The organism is Macrococcus epidermidis (assembly GCF_024205965.1).
Classification (GTDB): Bacteria; Bacillota; Bacilli; order Staphylococcales; family Staphylococcaceae; genus Macrococcoides; species Macrococcoides epidermidis.
In genome coordinates, this window is the sequence record NZ_CP073819.1 from 1233640 (window position 1) to 1250475 (window position 16836).

Genomic DNA, 16836 nt, shown 5'->3' on the forward strand with positions numbered 1-16836 from the left:
AAAGACGTCTCTTTATTTAGGCGTATGTGTCCATGTATTGCTTCCGCGTAGTCGTTTTGTATGTGCAAATAGATTATCAGCTGCATAATCTTCATTTGTATATACTGATATATCATAAAATACCATATGATCTTCAAATGGTTCAGAGAGATAAGTATCTTTTAAATGTTCAAATAGACGGTGCATTGCTGTACTATCTAAACTTGGATATTCTCTTAATATTTTTTTGATGATTTGTCCATTCTTTTCGTAGACACCTTGTACGACAATAACAAATTTTTCATCTGTTTTTAATACATTATCAAATAGGTTCGTTTGTCCTGCACTCATCTTAATCACTCCTTTGTTACTATAATTATACAAAGAAACCCTTTACAATGTACAGTACATTGTAAAGGGTGATTTTATAGCTGATGTTCATCTAAATTAATTTTTTGTGCTGGGATAACATTAACTTTACGTATAACTTTATAAGAGAAATATACGGCTAACGCAATAATTAACGGTAAGAATGATTCAAACACTTTAACCCAGTTCATTGCCTGAATATCAGCAAATGATTGACCAATCATCAAAAATGCAATTGTTATGAGAACAATTATCGGACCGACTGGATATAGTGGTGCTTTAAATGGTAACAGCTGATCAACACTTTTTCCTTGTGCTTTTATTGCCTGACGTAATCTTATGTGACTGATAATACTAATTGACCAAACAATCAAGACAAGTGAACCGACCATGCTCAGTAGCTTACCATAACCACCCATATTTATATTGGCATAAATTAATATGATAATGATAAATGCTGTTGTTACAAGTAACGCATTGAACGGCATTTTATTCTTATTTAAATTCCCTAAAAAACGAGGAGCCTTACCATCCTGACTTAAAGAAAAGAGTAATCTGCTTGTTGCATATAAACCTGAGTTACCAGCACTTAATACAGCTGTTAAGATAATAGTATTCATAACTGATGCTGCAAACAGAATGCCGACCTTTTCAAAGATAATCGTAAATGGACTCATCGCAACATCGCTATTTTGATTTAATAATCTCGGATCCGTATAAGGAATGATACAAGCGATAATAAATATAGAACCGATATAGAATAACAAAATTCTCCAGAAAACTTGCTTGATTGCTTTCGGCATCGATTCTTGTGGGTTTTCTGATTCTCCTGCAGTTACTGCTACTACTTCAGTACCACCAAAAGAGAAACCAGCAACAACGAGTACCCCAAGTAAACCAAGAATACCATTATGGAAAGGTGCATCTCCGATAGTGAAATTTTTAAATCCGATAGGTTCTCCACCGATAATCCCGAAGATTAATAACAATCCCATGATTAAGAAGATTATAATTGTCGCCACTTTAATAATACTGAACCAGAATTCAGCTTCACCAAATGATTTTACTGAAAATGCATTTAATGCAAATAATAAAGCTAAAAATATAAGACACCATATAAAAGGATGAAGACCTCCAAAAATTTGCCAGTAACTTAAAACTTGTGAAGCGGTTAAAATATCAACACTAGTTACTAAACTCCAGATAATCCAATATAACCAACCTACAGTAAATCCTGCAGCAGGATCGATAAAACGACTTGCATAAGCATTAAATGCACCTGATACTGGATAAAATGTTGCAAGTTCTCCAAGTGCTGTCATCAGAAAATAAATCATAATTCCGATAATTGCATAAGCGACAATAGCACCACCAGGACCAGCCTGTGAAATTACAGCACCACTTGCCATAAATAGACCTGTACCAATAGAGCCTCCGATCGCAATCATGGATATATGACGCGTTTTTAAATCTCTGTCCATCTGTTTCTTTTCCATAACAACACCTAACTTTCTTTCGTTGATTTATAAAGATAAAAGTAATATGTTTTATATTGTATGACTATTCTAAAAATTTATCAAGCAAAAGTTTTAATGCGTCTATGCTTTTATGCGTTAAAGTAAAAAGAAATCCCTTTATGACGGCATTTTCACTAGTAAAAAAATTTAAGAAACAATTAAATTGCATTATTATATTTTCTAGATTATAATAATTATAAATAAGACCTATTCTTATCGTTATCAACAAGGAGGAAAAATTATATGACAGAAAATAATAATCAATTAAGAGGTTTGTTTGGTGCACCAGTTGGCGATAGAGAAAATTCTATGACAGCAGGGCCTCGTGGTCCTTTAGTAATGCAGGATATTTTCTTTTTAGAGCAGATGGCACATTTCGATCGTGAAGTTATTCCTGAAAGAAGAATGCATGCAAAAGGTAGTGGCGCTTATGGTACTTTTACAGTAACACATGATATCACAAAGTATACAAATGCTAATATTTTTAGTGAAGTTGGTAAACAAACACAAATGTTTGCTCGATTCTCAACAGTTGCAGGTGAACGTGGTGCAGCAGAAGCAGAACGTGATATCCGTGGATTTGCACTAAAATTTTATACTGAAGAAGGTAACTGGGATTTAGTCGGTAATAATACACCGGTATTCTTCTTCCGTGATCCTAAGTTATTTGCTAGTTTAAATCACGTTGTTAAAAGAGATCCAAGAACAAATATGCATAATCCGGAAAGTAACTGGGATTTCTGGACATCATTACCTGAGGCTTTACACCAAGTTACAATATTAATGAGTGATCGTGGTATTCCAAAAGGGTTCCGTCATATGCATGGATTTGGTTCTCATACTTACAGTATGTATAACGATGCTGGAGAGCGTGTATGGGTGAAATTCCATTTCAGAACTGAGCAAGGCATTGAAAATTTAACTTCAGAGGAAGCAGCACAAATTATTGCGACAGATCGTGAATCAAGTCAACGTGACTTATACAATGCGATTGAAGCGGGTGACTTCCCTAAATGGAAAATGTATATTCAGGTGATGACTGAAGAACAAGCAAGAAATCATAAAGATAATCCATTCGATTTAACGAAAGTATGGTATAAAGGTGAGTACCCATTAATACCAGTTGGGGAATTTGAATTAAATAGAAATCCTGAGAATTATTTTGCTGAAGTGGAACAAGCTGCATTTGCTCCGACAAATATTATCCCAGGTTTAGATTTTTCACCTGATAAAATGTTACAAGGTAGATTATTCTCATATGGTGATGCGCAAAGATACCGTTTAGGTGTTAACCATCATCAAATTCCAGTAAACGCACCAAAAGCAGTTACTGGTGGATGTCCATTCTCAAGAGATGGTGCAATGCGTGTAGATGGTAATTTAGGTAGCCATACAAATTATTATCCTAATCAGTATCAACACCATCAGGATGATGCAAAGTATAAAAAACCTGCACTAGCAGTTGATAGTGCAGTATACGAATGGAACTTTAGAGAAGATGATGAAAATTATTTCGAACAACCTGGAAGATTATTTAATATTTTATCTCCAGAAGAACAAAAACGTTTATTTATCAATACAGCTAATGAAATGAAAGATGTTTCAACACCAATTAAACATCGTCATATCAGACACTGCTATAAAGCAGATCCATTATACGGACAAGGTGTAGCAGCTGCCATGAATATTGATATTAATGAAGTTGATTTAGTAGGGGAATAGAAGTATTTTTAAAGCCTGCACCCAATTTGGGTGCAGGTTTTGATTGTTTTAATTGTAAGTGTCGTCAAAAGAAGTTTGAAGTCACTTACTTAACGAAAATGAAAAAAAGGTTTGAGTAAGTGTCGTCAAAAGAAGTTTGAAGTCACTTACTTAACGAAAATGAAAAAAAGGTTTGAGTAAGTGTCGTCAAAAGAAGTTTGAAGTCACTTACTTAGTGAAAATGAAAAAATGGTTTGAGTAAGTGTCGTCAAAAGAAGTTTGAAGTCATTTACTTAACGAAAATGAAAAAAAGGTTTGAGTAAGTGTCGTCAAAAGAAGTTTGAAGTCACTTACTTAATGAAAATGAAAAAATGGTTTGAGTAAGTGTCGTCAATAGAAGTTTGAAGTCACTTACTTAATGAAAATGAAAAAAAGGTTTGAGTAAGTGTCGTCAAAAGAAGTTTGAAGTCACTTACTTAGTGAAAATGAAAAAATGGTTTGAGTAAGTGTCGTCAAAAGAAGTTTGAAGTCACTTACTTATTTAATCTCTATAATTATGATCAATAATATGTTCAGACAGCATGAATGTAATTAAAATAGGCATCCGCAACCGGATGCCTTGTGTCGTATTGATATATAACCGCAATAATATTGCACGTTTAACGATAATTATTTTGTTTCGCGATGTAAAGTGTATTTTTTTAATCTTGGGCTGTATTTCATTAATTCAATACGCTCAGGATTATTTCTTTTATTTTTCTTTGTAATATAGTTACGATCTCCACATTCTGTACAAGCTAAAGTTACATTTACTCTCATTTTTATGCTCTCCTTTAAATTTTATTTAATATTTTATAAAACAACATCGGCTTCAACTGGTTCGGCAACTGTGAACTGTGGAAGCGGATCATTAAATGTTGACCAATCTTGTTTCATCTCATCATCAGTTAACAGGCAATTATCTAAATCCTGAATAATTTGTTCTTTATTCATCTCAATGCCAATGAATACGAGCTCAGTTTGACGGTCACCAAATTCATGATGCCATCTGACTTTCAATGTAGGGTCTTCCAGCATTTCTGCTTTAATATCTGCTTCATTATAAGTTGCAATCCATTCACCGGCACCTTGTATTTGCATAGAATTTCCTGCCTGAGAAAGTAAACCGCACATATTATTTCGAGATGCTAGCCAGAAGAAACCTTTTGAACGAATAATATCTAATGAGAAATGTTCTAAGAATTGCATAAATCGCTCTGGATGGAATGGACGCTGTCTTCTATAAACAAATGAAGCTATCCCGTATTCTTCTGTTTCAGGTGTGTGTTCTTCATTTAATTCTTTTATCCAGCCTGCTGCCTGACTGGCTTTATCGAAATCAAATAGTCGTGTATTTAAGATGTTATCTAATGTAATATTTGAATGCTCAGTACGATAAATTTTAGCATCAGGATTCAATTGATGCAGTAATGCTTCTAATTCTTTTAAATCTTCAACGTGTACAAGGTCACACTTGTTTAAAAGGATGACATTTGCAAATTCAATCTGATCGATCAATAAATCGATGACTTCACGTGTGTCAGTTTCGTCGTTCGCCATTTTACGATCTATTAAAGAATCACCAGATGCATAATCGTCCCAGAATCGATTGGCATCTACAACGGTTACCATCGTATCTAAAATTGTATTATCAGCTAGATTTATATTGAGCACTTCATCATTTAAAGTTAATGTTTGTGCAACAGGTACAGGTTCTGAAATACCTGTAGATTCAATAACAATATAGTCTAACTGATTGTTTTTAACTAATTTATCAATTTCGATTAATAAATCTTCTCTTAATGTGCAGCATATACAACCGTTTTGAAGTTGTATCATTTTTTCGTCTGTACGTGACATGTGTACTAAGTCAGCATCGACATTCACTTCACTCATATCATTAACAATTACACCGATTTTTTTATTTTCATTATTGGTAAGGATATGATTGAGCAACGTCGTTTTACCACTACCTAAGAAACCACTTAATACTGTAATAGGTACTTTCAAAATCTTGCCTCCAATTCGTAATCTTTACGATTTATAATGATACGCCTTGAATGAATTTTTGTAAAGCTTTTTTATTAAATTTTTCTTAATACTTTTTCTTCTATATAATGGAGATATTACTTGCTATAATAAAATGTATTTATATAGACCTTTATATTGGATTAAAATGACTTAGGGTTAAAAAATAAAAAATTAGTGATTGATTTCTTATTAAATAAGGTTTAGAATGTTAAAGCGTAATGATTACGAAATAGGAGATGAACGTATGAAGAAGTTATTTTCATTATTATTAATTGCAACATTAGTATTGATGGCTGCATGTGGTAATAAAAGTAGTGAGAAAGAGTCTGGCGATAAACTACAGGTTTATACTACTGTCTTTCCATTTAAAAGCATGATAGAACAAATTGGTGGTGATCATGTCACTGTATCGAGTATCTATCCAAATGGTATCGATATACATACATATGAACCAACACAAAAAGATACGATGCGTATTGCAAAAAGTGACCTTTTCTTTTATTCAGGTGATGAATTAGATCAGGTGAGTGCTAAAATAGCGAAAGTTATTAACAAAAAGGATAAGACAGTTCAACTTGCAAAAGATATCGATGAGCATGATTTATTAGCGGGAGAGGAACATGATCATGATCATGAAGCGGACCATGAGCATGACCATGGCGCACATGACCCACATGTTTGGCTTGATCCAGAAATGAATAAATCATTTGCAAAAGTTATTAAAGATGAATTAGTTAAAAAGGATAAAGAGCATGAAAAAGAATACACAAAAAACTATGAAAAACTTGTAAAAGATATCGATGAAATAGATAAACAGCTAAAAACAATTACAAAAACTAAAAAGCAGGATACAGTTTTTATTTCACATGATTCAATAGGCTATCTTGCTAAACGTTACGGCTTTAAACAGGAAGGGGTTTCAGGTATGAATAATGAAGAACCTTCTCAAAGTGATATTATTAACATGATTAATCATATTAATAAATCAAAAGCAACAGTAATCCTATATGAACAAAATATATCTACAAAAACAGTTGATATTATTAAAGATAAAACGAATGCTACTGCTGTGCCATTCCACAATATGGCTGTGTTAACAGATAAGGATAAAAAAGATGTAACATATCAGGATCTCATGAAAACAAATATTGATTCATTAGATAAAGCACTTAACAATAAATAAAGGTTTTATAAAGTAAATTAATCTTTGAAATTTGGGTTCGGTATAGCCGGACTCAAATTTTTTATTTTACATGCATAGTATGGTATGCTATATTATAAATCGTAATAATTACGATTTAGGAGATTTAAATGATGAAGTTGACAAGGAAAAACTAATCCAGGTCTTAAGAACACTTCAACCCACAGCGCGCTTTATTGAAACAAGTCATTCACAAGTAGATCCGAGCGAGATACTTAATACCAATTTATTTGATTTTGAAACGGCTGCTAATTCTGCAGGATGGATTAAAGAACTTACAGAAGGTGGACATCATACGCATACACCAGAAACAGAGGAGTATGGTATAAGTTCATTTGTTTATCATAGAACATTACCTTTTCATCCGAAACGTTTTTATGATTGGTCACGATCAATGGATGTATCAATTGTCAGAGCAAAAGGAATAGCTTGGCTCGCAAATTATAATACTGTCGCATGTTTATTCTCACAAGCAGGGCCGTCAGTAGAAATTAATCCAGTAACATTTTGGGTAGCTGCAATGCCAAAAGATGAACAAGATAGAATATTAAGTGAACGTCCTGAAGTATTACAGGACTGGGATTTGGAATATGGTGACAGACATACAAAAATTGTGATTATCGGGACAGATTTAGAACAAGAAAAAATAACAGCAGAACTTGATGCATGTTTATTAAAAATGAATGAAATTGATGAAGCGTGGGAAAGTTTTGCTGATCCTTATGGATGGCAAATCAGAAAAATATAAATTAAAGGAGAAATTATGGCTAAAAAATCAAAAATTGCAAAAGAAGCTAAAAGACAAGCATTAGTAGAACAATATAGAGAGAAAAGAGATGCATTAAAAGCAGCAGGAGATTACGAAGGTCTTCAAAAATTACCAAGGGACTCAGCACCTTCAAGACTTACTACACGTTGCCAAGTAACTGGAAGACCGAGAAGTGTTTATCGTAAATTCGGATTGTCTAGAATAGCTTTTCGAGAACTGGCACATAAAGGACAAATTCCAGGTGTAAAAAAAGCGAGCTGGTAATCAATATAAAACAAGAACAAAGACGAATGAGTTAATTTAATTCATTCGTCTTTTCATTGTATATCACTTTACTTTTATTCTAAACAGTAGTAAAGTTTCCATTGGATAAATGATAATAATAAAATTTTATTAATGAAAAATTCTATATTATTCATAAAATATAACAAATGATTAGAGGTTTTAAATATGCAGGATGTATTTGATTATGAAGATATTCAACTGATACCTAATAAATGTATCGTAAAAAGTCGTTCTGAATGTGATACATCAATTCAGTTTGGTCCATTACGTTTTCGAATTCCAGTTGTACCGGCAAATATGCAGACAGTTATCAATGAAGAACTTGCTGAGATGTTTGCTCAAAATGGCTATTTTTATATTATGCATCGATTTGATGAGGCAGCAAGATTACCATTTATCAAGAATATGCACGAAAAAGGTTTATATGCATCGATTTCAGTAGGTGTAAAATCATCCGAATATGATTTTATTCAAACGCTGGCCAATGAAAATATTGTACCTGAATATATCACAATTGATATTGCACATGGCCATTCTGATCAGGTCATTGAAATGATTCATCATATTAAAAAGTTGATACCGGAAACATTCCTGATAGCAGGTAACGTTGGTACACCAGAAGCGGTTCGTGAACTTGAAAATGCAGGAGCAGATGCTACTAAAGTTGGTATCGGACCAGGTCGGGTGTGCATTACAAAGATAAAAACTGGCTTCGGAACAGGTGGATGGCAACTTGCAGCATTAAGATTATGTTCAAAAGCTGCGCGTAAACCATTAATTGCCGATGGTGGCATTCGTACGCATGGCGACATCGCTAAATCCATTCGTTTTGGTGCTTCTATGGTGATGATTGGATCATTACTTGCGGCGCATGAAGAATCACCAGGAGAAACGATTGAAAAAGATGGTAAACACTATAAAGAATATTTTGGTAGTGCATCAGAATTTCAAAAGGGCATACGTAAAAATGTCGAAGGTAAAAAGCTATTCGTTGAACATAAAGGTTCCTTAAAAGAGAAACTCATAGAAATGGAACAGGATATACAATCATCAATTTCATACGCAGGTGGAAAAGACCTTAAAGCAATAACAACGGTAGATTATGTTATTGTGAGAAACTCTATATTTAATGGAGATACTGATTATTAAGCAATTCGTACAGAAAAAGAATTAAATTTGATATAATTAAAAACATACACGCTGTGTATGTTTTTAATTTATAGAGGTGTAACATGAAGCAAATATTGTCATTATGCCTAGTAATAATATTTATACTTATTTTTCCGATTAGTTTTCTTCAATTATCCGATAATATTATTTTGAATATAAAGTCTGAACTACGTGAAATGATTAAAGAAAATCATTTACTGACTGAAAAGCCGGAAAAAGCAAAAAATATAAATGTCGGAAAAATTAAAATGGGGATGACCCAATCACAAGTCAATCATATTTTAGGTAAACCGCATGAACAATTGTTAAATGAATACCAACAGTACTGGACGGTCTATCATAGAGATTATGATGACTTTATGCTGGTTATGTATTTAAATGGCAAGGTGAGTGGTGTCTATTCCAATCAGAATATGATCGTTACTGATAATGGTATAAAGTATGGTTTGACACGCGAAAATGTTGAGAAAAAACTAGGTCAGCCGTTGGAAGTTTTTCAAGGTAAAGATTATCAACTTGCTTTAGACAATAAAGAAAGTGCGATTTATCAGTATGGACAGTACTTTGTTACAATTTATTATGATAAGTATCGTAATAATACAGTAAGTGGAATAAAAATTATTAATAAGTCAATTGATCAGTTGAAGCAAAATTATTATGCTTATCCAAATGATAATTTAGAGAAAGATTATGCAAGGTTACACTTTGAGTTAACAAATGCAACAAGAAAAATGTTTGGTAAGCAAATACTAAATGTACATCCAGAAATTGCAAAAGTTGCATCTGCACACGCAAAAGATATGGCTGAACATCATTATTTCAGTCATACAAATAAACAGAATGAAACACCATTTGACCGTATTAAAAAAGCAAATTTAAATTATAGTGTCGCTGGTGAAAATATCGCTTACGGTCAAGTATCACCCATCGAAGCGCATCATGGATTGATGAATAGTTTAGGCCATAGAAAAAATATTCTGAAACAGAATTATTTGAGTTTAGGCGTAGGAATAGCATTCAATGACAACAATCAGCCATATTATGCTGAAAACTATATTACGCAATATAAATAAAAAAATTTATTATCAAAAGGAGTTTCAAATGAAAGAAAAAATATCTGCTTCATTATTGATAACAACTGAAGACAAAATATTAGTACAGGATTTCGGAAATAAACAAATGAAATTACCAAGTGTCGTAAAATCAGGTCAATCAACAATTAAAGATACTGCAGAACAATTTGCACGTAAATTAAATCACGATATTAAAGTTGGGGGTATATTGTTTGTCGTTGAAGAGAAAAAAGAATTCAAGACATGGTTATCGAAAACGATGGCCAATGATACTGCATTTGTGTTTAACGCTAAAAATAAACAAGAATTTAGAGTTCGTGCACCATATGCCTGGTTAGACTTTGACTATCTAGATCAGCTTGATATCGCAGATGAGTTAAAACATTTAATTGTTTCGAACCAAGTGATAAAATCAAGTGTACCACTTATTAATTTACACAAATAAAAAGAGCAGAGGGAGAATAAATGAAATCATACTGGATTAATTTACCTGTTGCAGATGTGAAAGCATCAACTGAATTTTTTAGAAATATTGGTTTTGAGATTAATGAAGAGCGTTCAAATGATGATACATTAGCTGGAATAATGGTAGGGAAACAAGTAATTTGTTTATTTAGAAAAGATGTTCTGGAAGGCTTTATGGGACGTGAAAGTAGAAGGAGATCTGATTATCCTGAAACGATTATTTCTTTTGATATGGAGAGTGATGAAGCAGTTGATGAATTGGCAAGATTAATAGAACAAAATGGTGGGAAAGTATTGAGTCCTCCAGGTAAGAAAAATGGTTATTATGGTATAATGTTTTCAGATTTAGATGATCATTTATTCAATGTTATCGTAATGTAGGAATAAAGGCAGGAATTATTATGTATCGTTTTATTGTAATATTATTATTATTAATGAGTTCACTTTTATTGATATTTACACCATTTATTCATGGAAGAGGTCAAATTAATTTATATGTACAGATGCTTTTGTATGTAACGACCTTACTTGGTTTATATATGAGTGCTTTATTTGGTAATGTAAGTCATAGAAAGTTATTTGTTGGATTAAATCTTATCATTGTGATATTAATTATTTCAATGCATACATTCAACTTCTGGATAGGAAAATAAAAACCAGGAGCTTATCATATTAGGATAAGTTCCTGGTTTTTTATTAATGTGCTAACATTTCTTCTTTTACTTCTTCACCTTTTAAATCACTTGGATAATATGTTGGCCAATTATCCATTTCTTTGAGTAACTGTGCACGATCATTACCCATATATATATGGTAGTGTAATGCTTTTTCAGGTGCGATAATATGGTCGCTAAATTGTATAAACTTTGGTGCAGCATCATCACCGCTCACTTTTTTAAAGATAAATCGTACACCACGGTTGCCTGCTTCATATGTTAATATTTCTTTACCATCATATGTATATTCACCTGTCGATTTTTCTTTTCCTTTATAAAAAGATATTGATTTTTCACGGATATTAATTCGATTTACATCAGTCTTATAGCCTGTTGTATAATATGCTTTATATGCCTTAGCAGATTTTGAATCATCTTCTTCTGCTTTATGCTCAAATACATCATCTAGCGTTCCATCTTTTAAATAAGGATATACGGATTGCCAATCGCCTTCCCAATCTGTTAATGGACGATCTTTAACTTGTTCATCTTTAAAAATACCTTTATAAATATTTTCTTCTTCTTTCGTCATTGCATGACCACCATGTGAATGACCATGATCGTGAACATGTTCGCTTTGTTCTTGTTCATGGTCATGTGCATGCTCTTTAGAAGTCGTTTTCTCATGCGTTGCGTTAGAATTTGTCTCAGTCTTATGTGTTTGTTCTTTTTCATTTTCAGTGTTAACATCCTGACAGCCCACTAATAATATTCCTAATGATAAGATGCCTAAACCTGTTAATATACTTTGTTTCATAATAATTCTCCTTTTTCGTAATCATTACGATTCAATACTAAAGCAATACAATATAAATGTAAATAGGAATTATTACTATTTAAACAAAAAGTTAAATAAATTAAAAAAAGATGGTATGATGAACATCATATAATATAGAAAAGTAGGGTTGAAATGTCTAACTATCATATCAAGATACTCGTTTTGTTTATTTATGCATTCATATTATTCATATGTCGTTATGGCTTAATGATCATTGATGATAAAATAACGATATTATTGCTCGTATTAGGATTTGGGACTGTGGCGTTATTAAATAAGAGGGAATAAGTAGCAAATATTAAAATGAATAAGCAGAGAAAGAGCTTAAGACAAATGTGCGAATACACATTGTCTTAAGCTTTGTTTAATTTAATAAATTTTTAATTAGTAACGATCGATAACATCAACGTCTTTTGGCATAAAGAGTGCAAGAATAAGATAGATTGTAAATGTTGGGATATGTACAGTTAAGAATGAAACAAGAATAAAGATAACACGGAGTAGTGTTGAATCCATGTTTAAATATTCAGCAAAACCGCCTAATACACCAGCCAAATATCTATCAGTTGTAGAACGTGCTAATTTTCTATGCATGTCATTCGCCTCCTTAACTATATTATATCAAGGAAAAGGAAAGTTATAAAATTTCTGAAGTGGAAAAAGTGAAATATTTGTATGTTCTCATGAATTATTGTAAAATATTAGTAGTTAATTTAATATAAATTGTTACTTCCTGTATTAAAAACAAATACATCGATGTTTGATTCATTTCTTTTTGGGTATATTTTATAAGTAAGCCTTTTATAATGAATATACATTATAAGAATGAGATAAGGGGATAGTACGATGGAAACAAAATCAAAAGAACATAAAGACATATTAGAACAAGTAAAAGAAATCATTGGACGTAAATAATCGTAATAGTAAAATAATTATTATCTAAATGTAAAATAATATAAACGAAAATAAGAGCGAATGACATTAGTCATGCGCTCTTATTTTTAAAATTCTCTAAACAACCCAACAACTTTGCCTAAAACAGTTACAGAATCTAAATAGATTGGATCCATTGAACTATTTTCTGGTTGTAATCGATAACGATTATTTTCTTTATAGAATCTTTTGACAGTTGCTTCGTCTTCTTCAGTCATAGCAACGATAATATCCCCATTCTCTGCAATAGACTGTCTTCTAACAATCACTTTATCTTTATCAAATATACCAGCTTCTATCATACTTTCACCAACAACATCTAAAATAAAGATGTCACTATTATGACTACTTGTAAAGTGAGCAGGTAATGGAAAGTATTCTTCAACATTCTCAATCGCAGTAATAGGGACCCCTGCTGTTACTTTACCGATAACCGGAACGTGAATGGTTTCTGAATAATCAGTAGGTGTTTCATCCTGTACTATTTCTATCGCTCGTGGCTTAGTTGGGTCTCTTTTAATATATCCTTTTTCTTCTAATCGAGATAAATGCCCATGAACTGTCGAAGATGAAGCTAAACCAACCGCTTCTCCGATCTCTCGAACACTAGGTGGGTATCCTTTAGTTGATACAACATGTTTTAAATATTCATATATTTCTTCTTGCCTTTTAGTTAGTTCTCTCATTTATAAACACTCCTTAGCATTGGTGTTATTTGTATTATAGCATATACGTTCGCATGTAACAAACATTTGTTCGTGTTTTTATTGACACAGAACAAACGTTCTGTTAAAGTATAAATACAAACAAATGTTCTAGGAGGAATTAACTATGACAGTTACTATTTCAAAGGAATTTATGATGTATTTTCTATTATTTATTGTAATTACAGTCTTCGGCCTTTTATATATGACGCAATCTCAATATATTTATGAACAAACTTCACCAGGCATTACAGAACAAGTAAGCGAACAAAATGATGTTCGTAATGATAAAGAACAAACGATACATGATCCAGTGCAAAATGGAGAGGTTTTAGGTGTTGTAAATTAAACGTCCATATAATTTTTTACTTAAGCGAGTGTGACCAGTTGGTTTCACGCGCTTTTTTTGGTATCTTTAAATGGAAAGGAATGAGGGTATGTTAGAACAAGAAAAAATGAATAGAATAAATGAATTAGCACAAAAAAAGAAAACTGAAGGATTAACTGAAGAAGAAGGTAGAGAGCAAACGTTATTACGTAAAGAATATCTTCAGACTTTCAGAAATAGCTTTCAAAAAACAATAGAGAACGCAAAGGTAATCGATCCTGAAGGCAATGATGTTACGCCTGAGAAAGTGAAAGAAATTCAAAGAAACAATAATTTAAGAGAATAATAAATAGTTTATTAATGAGTAATTAATATACTAGATAATTATGTATTAGTTTAGTTGAATAATTTAAAATATATTATAAAGGAGAAATAAATATGTTTACAAAAGAAGATCAACTTGCAATTGACACGATCAGAGCATTAAGTATCGATCAGATTGAGGCTGCAAATTCTGGTCATCCGGGTTTACCGATGGGTGCTGCACCATTTGCTTATACATTATGGACGCGTCACCTGAACTTTAATCCTAGCTCAATGAATTTCTTCAATCGAGATAGATTTATTCTTTCTGCTGGTCACGGATCGGCATTATTATATTCTTTATTACATGTTTCTGGTGGATTAGCACTAGAGGAACTGAAAAACTTTAGACAATGGGATTCTAAAACACCAGGACATCCGGAATTTCGTCATACTGAAGGTGTGGAAATTACAACTGGACCATTGGGTCAAGGATTTGCGATGAGTGTTGGATTTGCGATGGCTGAGAAGCATTTAGCTGCTACGTATAACAAAGATATAGATATTGTAGATCATTATACGTATGCACTTGTTTCAGACGGAGATTTAATGGAAGGTATATCTCATGAAGCTGCAAGTTTAGCAGGTCATCTTAAATTAAATAAACTGATTGCTTTATACGATTCAAATGATATTTCTTTAGATGGAGATCTTGACAAAGCATTCTCTGAGGATGTAAAAGGTCGCTTTGAAGCTTATGGCTGGGAGCATATCTTAGTTGAAGACGGTAATGACTGTGATGCGATTGATAAAGCGATTACGCAGGCAAAATCTTCAGACAAGCCTTCAATTATTGAAGTTAAGACAATCATCGGGTATGGTTCACCAAACCGTCAAGGAACAAATGGTGTGCATGGTGCGCCACTTGGTAATGAAGAGAGAATTTTAGCATTTGAAACATATGGATTAGATGCAAACTTAAAATTTGAAGTACCACAATCTGTATATGACATCTTTAATGAAACGATGTTAAAACGTGCAAATGAAGCAGAAGAAACATGGAATAATAAATTTGCAGAATATAAAGAAAAGCAACCAGAACTTGCAGCTCAATTTGAATTAGCGATTAAAGGTGAACTTCCAGAAGGTTATGATACTGAATTACCAAAATATGAAGTAGGTAAATCTGCTGCTACAAGAAGTACATCTGGAGACATGATTCAGGCAATCGCTAAAACAGTACCATCATTCTTTGGTGGGTCTGCAGACTTAGCATCATCAAATAAATCAAATGTTAAAGATACTGCTGATTTCTCAGCTGAATCTCCTGAAGGTAAAAATATCTGGTTCGGTGTCAGAGAATTTGCGATGGGAGCTGCATTAAATGGGATGGCTGCTCACGGTGGTTTAAAAGTATACGGGGCGACATTCTTCGTATTTAGTGACTATTTAAAACCTGCTGTAAGATTATCAGCGCTCATGGGACTACCTGTAACATACGTATTTACGCATGATTCAATTGCAGTTGGTGAAGATGGACCAACACATGAGCCGATTGAACAATTAGCAGGATTACGTGCAATACCTAATCTGAATGTGATTCGTCCGGCAGATGGTAATGAATCTCGCATTGCATGGAAGATTGCTTTGGAATCAAAAGATGTACCTACAGCATTAGTATTAACACGTCAGAACTTAGACGTTACTGATGTTTCTGAAGATGATTTAGAAGAGGGTGTACGAAAAGGTGCTTATGTCGTATATCAATCTGAAACACCTGAGTATTTACTGATCGCTACTGGATCAGAAGTTGGTCTTGCAGTTGAAGCAGCAAAAGCTTTAGAAGCACAAGGTAAAGGGGTACAAGTTGTTTCAGTACCGAATACACGTGTATTTGATTTACAGGATGATAATTATAAAGAACAAGTGATGCCAAGAGATTTAACGAAACGTGTTGCAATTGAAATGGCTGCCACTGCTACATGGTTCAAATATGTTGGCTTAGATGGTAAAGTGATAGGTATTGATACATTTGGTGCAAGTGCCCCAGGCGAATTAGTTATGGAGAAATTTGGATTTACAGTAGACAATATTGTTAGAGAAATTTTAGACTTATAATATTAATGATCGTTGTTAAAGAAGACTGACTCAGTTCAGTCTTCTTTATTCATGATAAATAACTATTGAAAATTAGACTTTAATCTAGTAAACTTTTAAAAGAATGAGAAAGTGGGTGAAGTGAATGGATACTTGGATTTGGATATTATTAATTATTTTAGCATTAGCAGCAGGTGCAGCTGGTGGTTTCTTCTTAGCACGTAAATACATGATGGATTACTTAAAGAAAAATCCACCAATCAATGAAGAAATGTTACGCATGATGATGATGCAAATGGGTCAAAAACCTTCACAAAAGAAAATTAACCAAATGATGCAAATGATGAACCGCAATATGAATCAAAATTTAAAATAGTA

Annotated in this window: 20 protein-coding genes and 1 pseudogene; 14 read left to right on the forward strand and 7 right to left on the reverse strand. The window is 32.8% G+C overall.

From position 1 onward, the window contains the following. Positions 1-12: 12 nt before the first annotated feature. Together KFV12_RS06440 and KFV12_RS06445 are read right to left on the reverse strand one after the other, a co-directional pair. Positions 13-330, reverse strand: a complete 318-nt coding sequence (locus KFV12_RS06440; protein ID WP_099577849.1) for a hypothetical protein — start codon at positions 328-330, stop codon at positions 13-15. Between the two features lie 74 nt (positions 331-404). Next, positions 405-1844, reverse strand: a complete 1440-nt coding sequence (locus tag KFV12_RS06445; RefSeq protein WP_239242704.1) for an amino acid permease — start codon at positions 1842-1844, stop codon at positions 405-407. Between the two features lie 264 nt (positions 1845-2108). Here KFV12_RS06445 and KFV12_RS06450 point away from each other — a divergent pair, with 264 nt between their 5' ends. Beyond that, on the forward strand, positions 2109-3587 hold the full coding sequence (locus KFV12_RS06450) for a catalase (protein WP_254257598.1): 1479 nt from the start codon (positions 2109-2111) through the stop codon (positions 3585-3587). A 648-nt stretch (positions 3588-4235) separates the two neighbouring features. On the opposite strand, the gene rpmG is transcribed toward KFV12_RS06450, so the two are convergent. Then, positions 4236-4385 (reverse strand): 50S ribosomal protein L33, encoded by a 150-nt coding sequence (gene rpmG / locus KFV12_RS06455; RefSeq protein WP_096076614.1) that lies wholly within the window; start codon positions 4383-4385, stop codon positions 4236-4238. 33 nt (positions 4386-4418) lie between these two features. Beyond that, positions 4419-5615, reverse strand: coding sequence for a GTP-binding protein (locus KFV12_RS06460; protein ID WP_302054735.1), 1197 nt, complete (start codon positions 5613-5615; stop codon positions 4419-4421). Between the two features lie 265 nt (positions 5616-5880). Here KFV12_RS06460 and KFV12_RS06465 point away from each other — a divergent pair, with 265 nt between their 5' ends. The 8 genes and pseudogenes from KFV12_RS06465 to KFV12_RS06500 all read left to right on the forward strand — a co-directional run bounded on the left by KFV12_RS06465 (position 5881) and on the right by KFV12_RS06500 (position 11252). Beyond that, entirely contained in the window at positions 5881-6819 is a 939-nt protein-coding gene (locus KFV12_RS06465) for a metal ABC transporter solute-binding protein, Zn/Mn family (RefSeq protein ID WP_254257599.1), read from the forward strand. A gap of 121 nt (positions 6820-6940) precedes the next feature. Then, positions 6941-7585: pseudogene (locus tag KFV12_RS06470) on the forward strand (CobW family GTP-binding protein); the annotation flags it as partial. A gap of 15 nt (positions 7586-7600) precedes the next feature. Then, positions 7601-7870, forward strand: a complete 270-nt coding sequence (rpsN, locus tag KFV12_RS06475; RefSeq protein WP_239242707.1) for a 30S ribosomal protein S14 — start codon at positions 7601-7603, stop codon at positions 7868-7870. Positions 7871-8056: 186 nt separating this feature from the next. Beyond that, complete coding sequence (guaC, locus tag KFV12_RS06480; protein ID WP_239242708.1) at positions 8057-9040, forward strand: GMP reductase; 984 nt, start codon at positions 8057-8059, stop codon at positions 9038-9040. An 83-nt stretch (positions 9041-9123) separates the two neighbouring features. Then, positions 9124-10134 (forward strand): CAP domain-containing protein, encoded by a 1011-nt coding sequence (locus KFV12_RS06485; RefSeq protein ID WP_254256349.1) that lies wholly within the window; start codon positions 9124-9126, stop codon positions 10132-10134. Positions 10135-10162: 28 nt separating this feature from the next. Further along, a complete protein-coding gene (locus KFV12_RS06490) occupies positions 10163-10579 on the forward strand; it encodes a hypothetical protein (protein WP_111714789.1) in 417 nt (138 codons plus the stop codon). Between the two features lie 20 nt (positions 10580-10599). Then, positions 10600-10980 (forward strand): VOC family protein, encoded by a 381-nt coding sequence (locus KFV12_RS06495; RefSeq protein WP_111714791.1) that lies wholly within the window; start codon positions 10600-10602, stop codon positions 10978-10980. Between the two features lie 20 nt (positions 10981-11000). Beyond that, complete coding sequence (locus tag KFV12_RS06500; protein ID WP_111714793.1) at positions 11001-11252, forward strand: hypothetical protein; 252 nt, start codon at positions 11001-11003, stop codon at positions 11250-11252. Positions 11253-11295: 43 nt separating this feature from the next. On the opposite strand, the gene KFV12_RS06505 is transcribed toward KFV12_RS06500, so the two are convergent. After that, a complete protein-coding gene (locus KFV12_RS06505) occupies positions 11296-12072 on the reverse strand; it encodes a metal-binding protein ZinT (protein ID WP_254256350.1) in 777 nt (258 codons plus the stop codon). A 153-nt stretch (positions 12073-12225) separates the two neighbouring features. Between KFV12_RS06505 and KFV12_RS06510 the strand changes: the two genes are divergently transcribed. Further along, positions 12226-12381, forward strand: coding sequence for a hypothetical protein (locus tag KFV12_RS06510; protein ID WP_170122444.1), 156 nt, complete (start codon positions 12226-12228; stop codon positions 12379-12381). 96 nt (positions 12382-12477) lie between these two features. On the opposite strand, the gene KFV12_RS06515 is transcribed toward KFV12_RS06510, so the two are convergent. After that, positions 12478-12687 carry a PspC domain-containing protein gene (locus KFV12_RS06515; RefSeq protein WP_111714796.1) on the reverse strand — a complete coding sequence of 70 codons (210 nt, stop codon included), beginning with the start codon at positions 12685-12687 and terminating at the stop codon, positions 12478-12480. 407 nt (positions 12688-13094) lie between these two features. Next, positions 13095-13712, reverse strand: coding sequence for a transcriptional repressor LexA (gene lexA / locus KFV12_RS06520; RefSeq protein ID WP_254256351.1), 618 nt, complete (start codon positions 13710-13712; stop codon positions 13095-13097). 145 nt (positions 13713-13857) lie between these two features. Here lexA and KFV12_RS06525 point away from each other — a divergent pair, with 145 nt between their 5' ends. From KFV12_RS06525 to KFV12_RS06540, 4 genes are all read left to right on the forward strand, one after another. After that, on the forward strand, positions 13858-14079 hold the full coding sequence (locus tag KFV12_RS06525) for a hypothetical protein (RefSeq protein WP_254256352.1): 222 nt from the start codon (positions 13858-13860) through the stop codon (positions 14077-14079). Between the two features lie 88 nt (positions 14080-14167). Continuing rightward, on the forward strand, positions 14168-14404 hold the full coding sequence (locus KFV12_RS06530) for a DUF896 domain-containing protein (protein WP_111714800.1): 237 nt from the start codon (positions 14168-14170) through the stop codon (positions 14402-14404). A 92-nt stretch (positions 14405-14496) separates the two neighbouring features. After that, positions 14497-16479 (forward strand): transketolase, encoded by a 1983-nt coding sequence (tkt, locus tag KFV12_RS06535; RefSeq protein ID WP_254256353.1) that lies wholly within the window; start codon positions 14497-14499, stop codon positions 16477-16479. A 124-nt stretch (positions 16480-16603) separates the two neighbouring features. Continuing rightward, a complete protein-coding gene (locus KFV12_RS06540) occupies positions 16604-16834 on the forward strand; it encodes a YneF family protein (RefSeq protein WP_096076599.1) in 231 nt (76 codons plus the stop codon). The last annotated feature ends 2 nt before the right edge of the window (positions 16835-16836 follow it).

Bases quoted from the DNA above. Each gene is read 5' to 3' on its own strand.
- KFV12_RS06445 (WP_239242704.1), bottom strand. From the start codon at position 1,844: ATGGAAAAGAAACAGATGGACAGAGATTTAAAAACGCGTCATATATCC.
- rpsN (WP_239242707.1), top strand. From the start codon at position 7,601: ATGGCTAAAAAATCAAAAATTGCAAAAGAAGCTAAAAGACAAGCATTA.
- KFV12_RS06515 (WP_111714796.1), bottom strand. From the start codon at position 12,687: ATGCATAGAAAATTAGCACGTTCTACAACTGATAGATATTTGGCTGGT.
- KFV12_RS06530 (WP_111714800.1), top strand. From the start codon at position 14,168: ATGTTAGAACAAGAAAAAATGAATAGAATAAATGAATTAGCACAAAAA.
- KFV12_RS06440 (WP_099577849.1), bottom strand. From the start codon at position 330: ATGAGTGCAGGACAAACGAACCTATTTGATAATGTATTAAAAACAGAT.
- KFV12_RS06465 (WP_254257599.1), top strand. From the start codon at position 5,881: ATGAAGAAGTTATTTTCATTATTATTAATTGCAACATTAGTATTGATG.
- rpmG (WP_096076614.1), bottom strand. From the start codon at position 4,385: ATGAGAGTAAATGTAACTTTAGCTTGTACAGAATGTGGAGATCGTAAC.
- KFV12_RS06485 (WP_254256349.1), top strand. From the start codon at position 9,124: ATGAAGCAAATATTGTCATTATGCCTAGTAATAATATTTATACTTATT.
- KFV12_RS06510 (WP_170122444.1), top strand. From the start codon at position 12,226: ATGTCTAACTATCATATCAAGATACTCGTTTTGTTTATTTATGCATTC.
- lexA (WP_254256351.1), bottom strand. From the start codon at position 13,712: ATGAGAGAACTAACTAAAAGGCAAGAAGAAATATATGAATATTTAAAA.
- KFV12_RS06540 (WP_096076599.1), top strand. From the start codon at position 16,604: ATGGATACTTGGATTTGGATATTATTAATTATTTTAGCATTAGCAGCA.
- KFV12_RS06525 (WP_254256352.1), top strand. From the start codon at position 13,858: ATGACAGTTACTATTTCAAAGGAATTTATGATGTATTTTCTATTATTT.
- KFV12_RS06500 (WP_111714793.1), top strand. From the start codon at position 11,001: ATGTATCGTTTTATTGTAATATTATTATTATTAATGAGTTCACTTTTA.
- guaC (WP_239242708.1), top strand. From the start codon at position 8,057: ATGCAGGATGTATTTGATTATGAAGATATTCAACTGATACCTAATAAA.
- KFV12_RS06505 (WP_254256350.1), bottom strand. From the start codon at position 12,072: ATGAAACAAAGTATATTAACAGGTTTAGGCATCTTATCATTAGGAATA.
- KFV12_RS06490 (WP_111714789.1), top strand. From the start codon at position 10,163: ATGAAAGAAAAAATATCTGCTTCATTATTGATAACAACTGAAGACAAA.
- KFV12_RS06495 (WP_111714791.1), top strand. From the start codon at position 10,600: ATGAAATCATACTGGATTAATTTACCTGTTGCAGATGTGAAAGCATCA.
- KFV12_RS06450 (WP_254257598.1), top strand. From the start codon at position 2,109: ATGACAGAAAATAATAATCAATTAAGAGGTTTGTTTGGTGCACCAGTT.
- tkt (WP_254256353.1), top strand. From the start codon at position 14,497: ATGTTTACAAAAGAAGATCAACTTGCAATTGACACGATCAGAGCATTA.